The sequence below is a fragment of the Desulfitobacterium sp. THU1 genome, from assembly GCF_038181555.1.
Classification (GTDB): domain Bacteria; phylum Bacillota; class Desulfitobacteriia; order Desulfitobacteriales; family Desulfitobacteriaceae; genus Desulfitobacterium.
Genome location: NZ_JBBWUA010000017.1, coordinates 1 through 12367, shown reverse-complemented (window position 1 = coordinate 12367; position 12367 = coordinate 1). Strand labels below are relative to the sequence as shown.

Annotated in this window: 9 protein-coding genes; 8 read left to right on the top strand and 1 reads right to left on the bottom strand. The window is 44.3% G+C overall.

All coding sequences use genetic code 11. The features are described 5' to 3' along the window. Positions 1-5: 5 nt before the first annotated feature. Positions 6-236, top strand: a complete 231-nt coding sequence (locus tag AAC978_RS12505; RefSeq protein WP_341548393.1) for a hypothetical protein — start codon at positions 6-8, stop codon at positions 234-236. Positions 237-285: 49 nt separating this feature from the next. Here AAC978_RS12505 and AAC978_RS12500 read toward each other — a convergent pair whose 3' ends face one another. Continuing rightward, positions 286-630 (bottom strand): hypothetical protein, encoded by a 345-nt coding sequence (locus tag AAC978_RS12500; protein ID WP_341548392.1) that lies wholly within the window; start codon positions 628-630, stop codon positions 286-288. 370 nt (positions 631-1000) lie between these two features. Between AAC978_RS12500 and AAC978_RS12495 the strand changes: the two genes are divergently transcribed. The 7 genes from AAC978_RS12495 to AAC978_RS12465 all read left to right on the top strand — a co-directional run bounded on the left by AAC978_RS12495 (position 1001) and on the right by AAC978_RS12465 (position 11751). Next, positions 1001-3244 (top strand): molybdopterin-dependent oxidoreductase, encoded by a 2244-nt coding sequence (locus AAC978_RS12495; RefSeq protein ID WP_341548391.1) that lies wholly within the window; start codon positions 1001-1003, stop codon positions 3242-3244. A 2-nt stretch (positions 3245-3246) separates the two neighbouring features. After that, positions 3247-3795: a 4Fe-4S dicluster domain-containing protein gene (locus tag AAC978_RS12490; RefSeq protein WP_341548390.1), complete on the top strand. Its 549-nt coding sequence runs from the start codon at positions 3247-3249 to the stop codon at positions 3793-3795. Between the two features lie 14 nt (positions 3796-3809). After that, on the top strand, positions 3810-4733 hold the full coding sequence (nrfD, locus tag AAC978_RS12485; RefSeq protein WP_341548389.1) for an NrfD/PsrC family molybdoenzyme membrane anchor subunit: 924 nt from the start codon (positions 3810-3812) through the stop codon (positions 4731-4733). A 136-nt stretch (positions 4734-4869) separates the two neighbouring features. Next, entirely contained in the window at positions 4870-6189 is a 1320-nt protein-coding gene (locus AAC978_RS12480) for a radical SAM protein (protein WP_341548388.1), read from the top strand. Beyond that, a complete protein-coding gene (locus AAC978_RS12475; protein ID WP_341548387.1) occupies positions 6182-8362 on the top strand; it encodes a molybdopterin-dependent oxidoreductase in 2181 nt (726 codons plus the stop codon). Before AAC978_RS12480 ends, AAC978_RS12475 begins: the two co-directional genes overlap by 8 nt. A 154-nt stretch (positions 8363-8516) precedes the next feature. Beyond that, complete coding sequence (locus tag AAC978_RS12470; protein ID WP_341548386.1) at positions 8517-10607, top strand: sigma-54-dependent Fis family transcriptional regulator; 2091 nt, start codon at positions 8517-8519, stop codon at positions 10605-10607. A 229-nt stretch (positions 10608-10836) separates the two neighbouring features. Further along, the gene (locus AAC978_RS12465) at positions 10837-11751 is read left to right on the top strand and encodes a nucleoside hydrolase (RefSeq protein ID WP_341548385.1); all 915 of its coding nucleotides are present in this window, start codon (positions 10837-10839) and stop codon (positions 11749-11751) included. The last annotated feature ends 616 nt before the right edge of the window (positions 11752-12367 follow it).

The following is a 12367-nucleotide window of genomic DNA, read 5'->3' as shown; positions in this document are numbered from 1 at the left end:
TTCTTATGGATAATAAGGAATTGTCGAATATGGAATTATCAGGAGGTACCGCGTTCTACGCCATGCTGGGAGTCCTGATCTTTATGGTCATCGCATGTATCGTGTGCCCCCTTGCTATTCCCGGTTTCTCGAAGCAAGGTTACGCGGTTCCGCTGATGGCCGCCGCATTAGGCTTGCCGTTTGTGCACTTCTTTATCTTCGGCGGGATGGAAATCGTGCGGTCGCGGAAGAAGTAAGTACTAAATATGCAGTAGTTATGGAGGTTCCAAAGATTGAGGCCAGAATTTACGCTAAGCCTTGAAAAACACTTGGTTGCTGTGTCAAAATAGACTTTGATCTGCTGCTTGCAACAGCGAATCCGACAATCGGCGTTGAAAAAGTACCTGACCACTTCGCAGAGGGATGGGGCTTGTTCGGCGCCTTCTTTATTGCACACCCATCAGCGTAACAAAGAAGGGTTTTCGCCGTGAACAAGAGTTCCACATGTGCAAAATGGGCGGCTTCAGGCTGAGCATAACACGATGTTAATCCAAGATTCTGCTTAGCCATACGGTAAAAAACTTCAATTCTCCATCTCCTAGCATAGGCAGTTGTAGCCTCTTCCGGAGCATCGACTCGGTTACTTATCAAGAGATACGCATCCTTGAAGGTTAGCTGCCTTCTTCTTTGTGAGAAACGAAACCAAGGGAAAAACAATCGACCAAATTCAAGAAGAAAATGTTATAAAAGCTGGTGTCTAAGTCGATGTCCCTGAGGGTTAATATTTTCTAAAATACAATACTGCTTTCGGACTTAATTGCCGGGAGCAGTATTTGTTTCAATAGGTAATTCCTAAAAAGACACTGTTTTTTTCAAAATGAAAGAAGCAGTGCAATACCAATAATGAAATAGCTTGGTTTTAAGCCTTTTTTCACGAATCACTACCTGGCATAGAAATTGCAAAGTAATGATGTAGGACATTATTTATTATTTCACAATCTATTTGCAATGGAGGGAAGAAATGAGCACGAAGTTTGATTTAGAACAAGAAGGAGTCGAAGTCAAAAAAGCTTGCTGCTATTTCTGTCATCAGAACTGCGGCTGCTTAGTTTATGTAAAAGACGGCAAGATCCTTCATTTCGAGGGTGACACTGATTACCCCACAAATACAGGCGGCCTGTGCTGCCGTGGGAACGTTAATCTTATTCATCTGGACCATGAAGCCCGAGTTAATTTCCCCTTAAAGCGTAAGGGGGAAAAAGGTTCAGGCGAATGGGAAAGGATTACTTGGGAGCAAGCCATTGATGAGATTGGAACCAAGCTGGAAGAGATCCGCAAACAGTATGGGGCAGAGGCTGTTGCTACAGCCGGTGGAACTTCTCGTACAGACGACTGGGCAAGACGTCGCTTTATGAATCTCTTTGGTAGTCCCAATGGTTTTCACAATTCTCATTTGTGCTGGATTCCTACCTTTATGATTGAAACAGCAGTTTATGGCTGGAGTCCTTTTGAGATTGACTTAGGAACGAGCAGATGTCTAGTACTCTGGGGCCAGAACCCGGGGATATCAACCTTGCCGGAAATGAGTGGAGTCAGTGCCCTTAAAGCCAAAGGGCTCAAGGTAATTGTAATTGATCCCCGCTTTACGGAGACTGCAGCAAAGGCTGATCTCTGGATCCCAGTAAGACCGGGTTCCGACTTGGCCTTAGCCTTGGCTTGGATTAATGTCATTATCTATGAGGGACTAGCTGATTACGAATTTGTGTACGAACATTGTGTAGGCTTTGACGAGTTAACAGCTCATGTGGAAGAATTTACACCGGAGTGGGCTGAGCCTTTAACAGGAGTAAGCGCAGATATTATTCGGGAAGGCGCACGGATGTATGCCACGAATAAGCCGGGCAATATTCAATGGGGGACGGCTGTTGACCAAATCGGCAAACCGGCCGGAGCAACCCAACATGCAAGAGCCATCTTAAGAGCCATCACCGGCAATTTGGATTGCCCCGGGGCAGATCTTTTGACCGGTCCTAGCAAAGAGTTTGTCACTGACGAAGAGATGGAGCTCAATGAGTACTTAAGCGAAGAACAACGGGCTAAACAACTGGGGTCAGATAAATTTAAGCTTGTAACCTGGCCAGGATACGGACGGATCGCCGAGATAACGAAAAAATACTGGGGTAAAGCTCCTACGGCAGAGTGGATGTGTGAGGCTCATCCTCCCTCGGTCTATAATGCAATTTTGACAGAAGATCCTTACCCTGTGAAAGCCTTGTTGGTTTCGGCCACAAATCCTGTGAATTCCTATGGCGAGAGTAAGAAAGTCTTGGCAGCCCTGAAGGCCTTAGATCTTCTGATTACCTGCGACTATTGGTTAACCCCAACAGCCATGCTTTCCGATTATGTACTGCCCATGGCGGGTTCCTTCGAACGTCCGACCATTACCTCTACGTACGGTTGTTCTGATTTCTTAATGTGTTCGCAACGGGCTATTCAGCCTATGTATGAGCGTCATACGGACTTTGAATTTTGGCGGGATCTTGGTATAAGACTGGGTCAAAAAGAACACTGGCCTTGGGAAACGCTGGAGGATGCCTACTTCTACCGGATTAAGGATCTGGGCTATGGTGTGGAGAGCTATGATGAATTTGTTGAGTTTTACCGCTTCCATTTCCCGGAAAGAGAATACTTCAAGTATAAAGAGCGGGGCGGCTTTGCTACTCCCTCAGGTAAAATAGAGATTTACTCCAGCGTCCTTGAAGAACTCGGTTATCCTCCTTTGCCCCAATACATTCCACCCGTGGAGAATGAGATTGACCATCCTGAACTAGCGAAGGAATATCCATTGGTTCTGACCACAGGAGCAGGGGTCATGCCTTTCCATCATTCTGAACACTTTAATATTCAAGAGCTTCGTTTTATTCGTCATGAACCTCATATGGAAATCAATCCAGATACGGCTGCTGAGTATGGTATTCAAGAAGGGGATTGGGTCTGGATCGAGACCCGACGTGGGCGCATCAAGCAAAAAGCCAGCCTTACCGAGGGAATTAGGCCTGGTACAGTCTTCACTGAACGTGGCTGGTGGTACCCGGAACGGGATATGCGCGATCCGGAGTTGGGTGGCTGTCTTGAATCCAATGCCAATGTTCTTACCAGTGTGGCAGATGAAGATTGTGATCCCATGAGTGGGAGCTGGGCAAACCGTGGTTTATTGTGCAAAATCTATAAGGTACAAAGCTCAGACAGAAAGGAGGATAAATAAACATGGCACGTTATGCAATGGTTATTGATACTCGAAAATGTTCGGGCTGCCAATCTTGCACAGTGGCTTGTCGAGTGAATAATGAACTTCCCATCGACATGATTTATAATCCAGTAACAACCCATGGACCGATCGGAAAATTCCCCCATGTGCGAATGGTTCATCTCCCTCTACTATGTATGCATTGTGGCAATTCTCCCTGTGTAGATGCTTGTCCCACCGGGGCATCACAGCAACGGGAGGATGGTATTGTCTGGGTAGAAGAAAGCAAATGTGTAGGCTGTAAGACCTGTATTATGGTTTGTCCTTATGGAGCTCGTGTTACTAATGCTAAAAAGGGTACTGTACAAAAATGTAATTTCTGCAAAGACGAACGGGTGGATCAAGGGAAAGTTCCCTGGTGTGTGCAAACCTGTCACCAAAAGGCACGTGTTTTCGGAGATATCGAGGACAAGGATAGTGAGGTCTATCGATTAGTAAATACGACTAAGACAACTGGACGCCTACTAGAAGAGTTAGACACTGAACCCTTTGTCTATTATCTTTATTGATTGGAGGGATTGAAATGAGCCAAAAACATGAAACATGGGGCTGGATGTTAGCTTTCGACTTCTTTTTTGCGGGCATGGGAGCGGCAATGCTCCTCTTTGCTGGAATTGCTGAGTTATTTGTAGGTAGCAATCTCTCTACTTTGGGGATTTTGGCGGGGGCTGTGTTTATCGCTTGCGGGGCTGGTTTACTGGTTCTGGAGTTAGGGCGACCCTTCCAGGCCTTGCGGGTATTTATGAATCCCAAAGCCATCTTAACTTTTGGAGCCTGGAACATGTCCATTGCCATTGTTGCTGGTCTTTTACTAGGTACCAGTTGGATTGAACTATTTCCTTGGTTTGGCATCGTCGGTCTTCGTAAAATACTGGCGATTCTTTGTGTCATTACTGGGTTTATCGTCGCCACTTATCCGGGAGTTTTATTGGCAAGGCATAAGTCACGTCCCTTTTGGAATGGCCCCGGTATGATGGTTCTCTTTTTAACTTCTTCATTGCTGACTGGTCTAGCTGCCTATATCGTATGCGGTTGGGTTAGTGTGGCAGCTCCTGCGGTCTATGCTCTATTTCCCCAACTGGCCGCTGGACTTTGTGCTTTCCAATTTGTTATTTGGATCGGTTATCTCTGGATTAAGAGTAGTGGAACTACGGCACGTGAGGTAGCAGCCGTGAGACGCTGGACCACCGGAAATTATGCTAATCCTTTCCGTGTCGGTTTTATGTTCCTAGGCACCGTAGTACCCTTGGCGCTTTTCCTAATCCCCAATGGTGTTTCCATTGGAATTGCTGGGATTTTGGCTATTCTTGGGGGTCTGCTCATGCGTAATCTCGTCGTATATTCAGGTCAAGATCGTACTTGGTTACCCGGAGAAGAGAAATATCGCTCGCGACTCCCTCATGGGGATGAAACCTTCTTACAAAAGGTTTGGACAAAGCAAATTTAAATTAGAAATGAGAGTGCAGCTTCTCTGAAGCTGACCCAGTGGGCTCACTGGCTATGGAGAACCTGCACCTACTCATTATTTTTTTAGGTTTCAAGTGACGGAAATAACTTGATCGGTAAAATGGAGGAATCAATATATGAAGCAGCATTGGGAAGAGGGTATGATCCTTGATCATACCCAGAGCGTTTGTCCGATCTGTCTAAAGGTTGTTCGAGCCCAGATCGTGGTTCGTGATCAGGCGGTCTATATGGAGAAAAACTGTTCCGAACACGGAGCCCATACGACCTATCTATGGCCGAATGTGGAGCATTATCAGTGGATGAATCAGTTTAAACTACCAGCAATTTCTCCTCATTCACCCATTCCTGTGAAAGACGGATGCCCAAGTGATTGCGGGTTGTGTGAGGCTCATCTGCGCCATCCAACCTTAGTGGAGATCGAGGTAACCGAAGGGTGTAATCTGCGTTGCCCGGTCTGCTTTATGGCCGCCAATGATTTTCGCCCTGACCCAAATCCAAGCTTAGATGCACTTGCTGAGAAGTTCCGCTATATTCTTAAAAACACTAGTTCCGATACGAGTATCCAATTAACGGGTGGTGAGCCCACTACCCGCAGGGACTTAGCCGATATCATTCGTTTAGGTCGGGAGATTGGTTTTCAGGCCATTGAAGTCAATACCAATGGGGTAGTCATCGGTCAGAACCTAGATTATATAAAAGATCTTGCTGAGGTTGGTATTAGTGGGGTCTATCTCCAATTTGACGGTATGACAGGGGAAGTCTACAAGCAAATACGCGGTGAAAATTTATTGCCAACAAAACTTAAAACTATTGAAAACTGCCGTGAGGCAGGGGTTCAAGTAGTTTTGGCCATGACAGTAATTGAAGGAATCAATGAAGATCAAATGGGTCAAGTGCTTAATTTTGCACTAGAAAACAGAGATGTCATTGTGGGGATTGCCTACCAACCAGCCTTTGGTTCTGGACGATTTGATGTACCCTTGCTTAAACGGTTAACCATGGGAGATGTAATTTTTATGATCTCTGAGCAAAGCAAAGGTATGATTGAACCCTCAGACTTTTGGCCCTTGGGATGCTCTAATCCTTTATGTTCCAGCTCTACTTACTTAGTGGAAGATAAAGGAGTGATTCAGCCTCTTTCCAGGCGCCTGACTATCGAAGAGTATATTGAATCCTTTAATCCCCAGAGTCCTCAAGGCTCGGTTTTTGCCGATATCGCTGATATGCAATATCCTGAGCTTGAACCGGGTTTGACCATCTTAATTGAAAATTATATTGATGCCGGAAACATGGACCTTAAGAAGCTTCGCGAATGCAGCATGATCGTTGCAGGAAAAGCAGGGGGATTAATTCCTTTTTGCGGGTATCAGTTGACCAATATTGAAGGGAAAAAGTTATCGGATATTATGAGACAGCAGGTGAGGGCGTATGAGTAATAGAAAAACAGTTCCAACTAATTGCCGTTTTTGTGGATATCAATGTGGGCTCATTGCCACAGTAGAGGATGGAAGAGTGCTCAAAGTGCAGCCTGATGCTAACCGCTTCCCTTATAATGCCGAAATTATGCGGGGGTGTAAGCGCTGGCCCATGATTGCTGAGGTTATGGATCATCCCCAAAGGATCAATTATCCTTTAAAGAGAGTCGGTGAACGGGGTAGTGGCCAGTGGGAAAGAATCTCCTGGGAGCAAGCCCTCGATGAAATTGCCGATAGACTCCAATCCCTAAAGGAAGAGTTTGGTCCTGAGGTATTGGCTACCAGTATCGGCGGACCGCATACGACTTTCTGGCCACTCCATCGCTTTTTGTCCCTATTTGGAAGTCCCAATAATATGGGCATTGGGCAAATCTGCTGGAATCCCGGGATATGGGTTAATTCCATTACTTATGGCTGGCCTGTGGATAACGAATTGTATCCAGATAAGACAGAATGTGCGATCCTCTGGGGCATAAACCCTTCCCAATCAGATAATTCTCTGTTCTGGCATGCTGTTCAAGAATTCGCTGGCAGTGGGAAGAAATTGATCGTTGTTGATCCACGATGTACCGGGACTGCAGAGATAGCCCATTTATGGCTACCCGTACGTCCAGGAACAGATGCTGTACTAGCGTTAGGGCTATTGCATGTTATTGTCAAGGAAAATCTCTATGATCAGGATTTTGTCAGCAAATGGTGTCATGGTTTTGAGCAATTGGTGAACCATCTCACGATATATTCTCCTTCTTATGTAGAAGAAATTACAGGTGTAAAAGCAGAGGATGTCATAGAGACCGCCCGCTTATACGCCCAAAACACACCCGCGTGTTTATATAGTGGAAGAGGAATTGACCAATTAGGGCTGAATAGCTTTCCTGCCCATCGTGCTCTAGCAATCTTAAGGGCAATCACAGGCAATTTGGATGTAGCGGGGGCATCTCATTTAGGTGAAATGCCGGATTTTTTCTCGGAATTAGAGCTGGAACTCAGTGAGCCCTTTGCTGAGAAGAAACCCCAATCGGTTTCTCAAGAGAAGTTATCTCTCCAATCCTATCAAGGATATGCTAAGCTTCGCGAATTGACCATGAAACACAATAAACGTTTACCCATGCGTTACTTGACTTCCGCTCACCCTAATCGGGTCTGGAAGGCTATGCTGACCGGAGACCCCTATCCCATTCGCTCGATGATCGTCATGGCCTCAAATCCACTCCTCACACAAGCTGATACAGAGCTAATCTATAGGGCGTTGAAGAGTCTGGATCTTTTGGTTGTTTTGGAATTATTTGAAACACCGACCGCTATGTTAGCAGATTACATTCTACCCAGTGCTGGGGTTTTAGAGCGCCCCATATTGGAGACCAAGGCGGGGGTAGCGAATACGGCCTACGGGGGAGATCAAGCTGTTGAGCCCTACTACGAGCGGCGACCAGATTTTTATTTTTGGAAAGGGTTGGGGCTCAGACTCGGTCAGGAGGAGGAATGGCCCTGGGAAACCTATCAGGAAGCCCTTGAATATAGTTTATCCCCTCTCGGTTATTCTTGGGAAGATTTCTCTCTTTTCGGATTATACGTTGATGAAAATCGGTATAAGAAGTATCAAGAGCCGGATGCCGAAGGGCATCCCCACGGATTCGCTACAAATAGTGGCAAGGTGGAAATCTATAGCGAATTTCTCAAAGAGATAGGGGGAGATCCTCTGCCTAGCCCTCGTCAGCTTCCTGCAGGTGAGAAGGACTTCCCATTAATTCTTATGAGCGGTGCTCGATTCCAGCCGTATTACGCTTCTAGCTACCATCAGCTGGAAAGATTTCGTCGGATGCATCCAGAGCCTATCGTGGAAATGGGTCCAGAGACAGGTAAAAGACTGGGGATTGACGAAGGGTGCTTGGTGGATGTGGAGACTGAGCGAGGTAAAGGTCGCTTCAGGGCCCAATTTACTACTATGTGTGAAGATGTCTTGAGTGTAGAGTATGGTTGGTGGTATCCCGAGATGAAAGCTTCTGAGCCCGAACTGGGTGGCATTTGGCTTTCTAACGCTAATCTTCTCACAAGTGGAGACTTTGAGACTTCTGATCCACTAGTGGGGACCTGGACCTATAACGGAATTTCTTGTCGAATTAGAAAGGCCTAAGTATGTGTTGGCTTAAGGTGGTTTCCTTTATCTTAAGCCTACACACCTAATAATAAATTTCATAGGAGGATTTTACATTTGCATGTGGAATTTTATTCCTTAAGTGAAACTTTTCTAATAGTATAGAAAAGTCATGATTATAGAGGAGGATCTTATGGTGATGAATGACCGGGATTTTATCCCTATAAAAAGTGACACATTGCGTTCAGCTCACATCACTTCTGAGCGTATTGACAGAGTTTTAGATTTGAAGGAAAGGTTTTTAACCGATCCTCATAATGTGGATCCTCGTGAAAGTAGTTACATTAGCAAGGAGGTAGCCGAGTCCTGGCTAAGATGCCGGGACAAGGGCATAGATCCTCATAATAAAGCACATATACCGCATATCAGCGCTGCAGAGCATGCTGAGATAGTCGAGAGTAATCGTCCACTAATTGAGGTTACTATGCCTCTAATGAACAGGTTTAAGGAAATGGCTGTTCTACCATGTGGATATATTATGTATTTATGTGATAAAAATGGAACCTTCATACTTCAAGTCGGGGATATGTTGAGAATTCCTATTGAGGGGATCGTGTGGAATGAAAACACGATAGGGACCTGTGTCCATTCTGTATGCGCGAAACTTAAACAGCCTGTACAATTATATGGTCCGGAACATTATTGTGTCCGGTTGCACGATATTGTGGGCTCTGCGGCCCCTATTCTAGGGGACGACGGGGAAGTCATTGCTACGATTATCTTGGGTCAGCCAATCCAGTACAAATTAGAGGAGGACTATTTCCAAAACTTGCTTTCTCATACTCTGGGTTTAATCACTGCTCTGGCTAAGGCTATTGAGACTCAGATAAAGCTCAACAAATCCAATAAGTTGCTTGTTGAGAGCAATGAGAATTTGCTCAAGACACTTCATGAGTTAAACACTACCGCGGATACCTTAGAGGCAACCTTAGAAGTAATTGATGAGGGGATCATTACCATTGATCCCGCGGGTAAAATCCTGACTCTGAATCGAGAAGCTAAACGAATCTTTAAAATTAGAACCGAGGATAAGGGAAGTAGGAACATTAATGAGTTTCTGAGTCCTTACTCGCAAGTTATTGCTCTTGTAGGTGCAGGGAAAAATACTGATCTTGAGGAAAATATTGTTGCTGGCAATGATGAACAATCATATATGATCAATATTCGTCCGATATGCGACCATAAAACTCGTCAGATCGAAGCAGCGGTGCTACGGCTGAACCATGTAGAGAAGGTAAACGCAGCGGCGACAAACCGCACTGGTTCAATTGCAACCTATACTTTTGAAAATATTATTAGTGAGGATGAAGGGTTTAAAAGAGTTCTTTCCCTTGCCAAGCGTTTTTCGACCTCACCGGAAAATATATTGCTAATCGGTGAAAGTGGCACGGGAAAAGAGCTATTTGCCCAAGCCATTCACAATAACTATTGTCCTCAGGGACCTTTTATGGCGGTCAATTGTGCAGCTATGCCTCGGGAACTCATTGAAAGCGAGCTTTTTGGCTATGAGGGCGGTAGTTTCACCGGTGCAGAGCGTACTGGACGTCCGGGCAAGATTGAACTAGCCCATGGTGGGACGCTATTTCTTGATGAGATCGGAGATATGCCCCTTGAGTTGCAGGCAGTTTTACTCAGGGCTTTAGAGGACAAACAAGTGATGAGGATCGGTGGTCGTCGCTATAAGAAGGTGGATTTTAGACTGATCGCGGCAACCAATAAAAATCTCTTTAAAATGGTCAAGGAAAAGCAATATCGGGAAGATCTATATTTTCGGTTATCAGTGTTAACTATAAACATTCCTCCCTTGAGGAATAGAAAAAATGATATCGATGTGCTCAGTCAGTTTTTCATTAAAAATTATTGTCTAAAGCAAGGCTGGAAGACACCTAAAGTTACAAAAACAGCCATTAAAAAGATTCAAGAATATGAATGGCCGGGTAACATTCGTCAGCTTCAAAATGCTTTGATTTTTGCCGTAAATTCAGCTCAAGATAATGTAATCGATCTTGATAACCTGCCCCAATATATTTTATTGGACTCAGTTCCTGTAAATGAGGGGCATTCCTTTGAAAAAGACTCTTTATCTCTTGAATATCTAGAGAGAAATGCAATTAGAACAGCATTAGTACATTCCAAAAACTCTATACCGGATGCCGCTAAACTTCTGGGTATAAGTAGGTCCACCCTGTATAGAAAACTGAAGGATTATGGTTTCGACCATTGATTTGTGAGATGCTTCCTATAAGATAGGAGGCATTTTTGCATATGAAGAAGGTGGTAGTTTTCTTTATCAAAATGAAATTGAAGTGTCCGAAAATGACATTTCTTCGGTATATCTAAACATAGGTGTAAGATGGAAAAGGCTTAGAATGAGGGTTTTAGGTCTTTTTATTATGGCATGATTATTGCAAATAGAAGGGTAAGACAAAATTTCTTCAGCGAGGGAGATTGATATGAAAGTAATTATCGACTGTGATAATACCATGGGAGTTCCGGGTTCTGATATAAATGATGGGCTGGCCATATTCTATTTAATGGGACAAAAGGATATCGAATTGAGCGGAATTACCACAACCTATGGTAATGGTAAGATCGATACCGTTTATCGAACTACTGAAAATATGCTTAAAGAAATGGGTCGTATGGATATCCCGATCTTACGCGGGTGTGCTAACCGCTACGTCCTTGAAAGTGAAGCAGCTGATTATCTAGTTGAGATGGCTAATGACTATCCCGGTGAATTATCTATCATAGCGACGGGTGCTTTGACCAATCTGTATGCAGCATATGTCAAGGATCATGATTTTTTTAATAAAATTGCCCATCTCATTATCGTGGGAGGAATACCTCGTGATCTTATGATCAGCGGGAAGCTCCTTGACGAGTGGAATTTTTCGGCAGATCCTTTCGCTACCCAATGGGTGTTGAGGGAAGGTAAGAGACTCACAGTCATTAATCATAATATGGGCTTCAAGTTGTTTATGAATAGTTCTGAATTCATGAATCGTCTTAATTTCAGAAAAAGTCCGATTGGGTGTTATATTGTCAATCGTAGTCTATCCTGGCTAGAGTATAGCAAACTTAGTTTGAGATCGGATGGCTTTTATGTGAGGGATCTTTTAGCCGCAGTGTATCTTGCTCATCCCCAATTATTTGAAGACATTGAGCAAAGTGTTTCCTTAAACCACAAGAATCTTAGCAAAGGGCTATTAGGTCAAGCTGATGAGGATGAGGAATGCTGTCAAATAAATATGCCAATAATCAGAGAACTTGATGCTATAATCGAGGATCTCTACGAATCCTGGCTCAGAGTACCATTTGACTTCAAAAAGCAGTTGAGGGGGCAAAATAATGTGCTGGTCATGTAACCCTTTCTGTGGAAATTGCAAACCGCCTAAGCCTAGGCCAAAAATATGTCCCGAGTGTAACATGTTGAATCTTGATAATCCAGATGAACCCATGAAGTGTAAGAAATGTGGCGCCGAATTACCGAAACGTCCCCCCAGACCCGTCGTCAACTGTTTATATAGCGGCACGATATGTGCCAATCCGTGCAAGAAATATGAAGTAGTGCCCAAGGATGGGGTCACCAGACCGTGTAAATACAATCCACAGCCTTAAGGACAGCTTTGATTATCGCACCGAGGAATCGGGATTGTTAATCTTATAGATGACTGGGTAATTTCCTAGGAGACTTTAGTGCTAAATTATCCTATTTATTTAATAAGATAATAAAGTAGCCGATTGATCCAGCAATAAGATACTGATCCGCCCCTGTCAAGGTAGACCAGGGAAATAAATAAACAAGGTTATAGAAATAGCTACTGCCAAATTGGTGGTAGTTATTTTTTATGCGGCAAACTTTGCCTTGTACCTCAGAATACGCTTGTTCTCTGGAATGGGATATTGTGCAGGAGAATCTGTTTCAAGTGCAGCAGCCCGAACTTCCATAGGAGCACGGTTGTCGAAGCGTTCCTGAAGCCG

Bases quoted from the DNA above. Each gene is read 5' to 3' on its own strand.
- AAC978_RS12505 (WP_341548393.1), top strand. From the start codon at position 6: ATGGATAATAAGGAATTGTCGAATATGGAATTATCAGGAGGTACCGCG.
- AAC978_RS12495 (WP_341548391.1), top strand. From the start codon at position 1,001: ATGAGCACGAAGTTTGATTTAGAACAAGAAGGAGTCGAAGTCAAAAAA.
- AAC978_RS12490 (WP_341548390.1), top strand. From the start codon at position 3,247: ATGGCACGTTATGCAATGGTTATTGATACTCGAAAATGTTCGGGCTGC.
- nrfD (WP_341548389.1), top strand. From the start codon at position 3,810: ATGAGCCAAAAACATGAAACATGGGGCTGGATGTTAGCTTTCGACTTC.
- AAC978_RS12480 (WP_341548388.1), top strand. From the start codon at position 4,870: ATGAAGCAGCATTGGGAAGAGGGTATGATCCTTGATCATACCCAGAGC.
- AAC978_RS12475 (WP_341548387.1), top strand. From the start codon at position 6,182: ATGAGTAATAGAAAAACAGTTCCAACTAATTGCCGTTTTTGTGGATAT.
- AAC978_RS12470 (WP_341548386.1), top strand. From the start codon at position 8,517: ATGGTGATGAATGACCGGGATTTTATCCCTATAAAAAGTGACACATTG.
- AAC978_RS12465 (WP_341548385.1), top strand. From the start codon at position 10,837: ATGAAAGTAATTATCGACTGTGATAATACCATGGGAGTTCCGGGTTCT.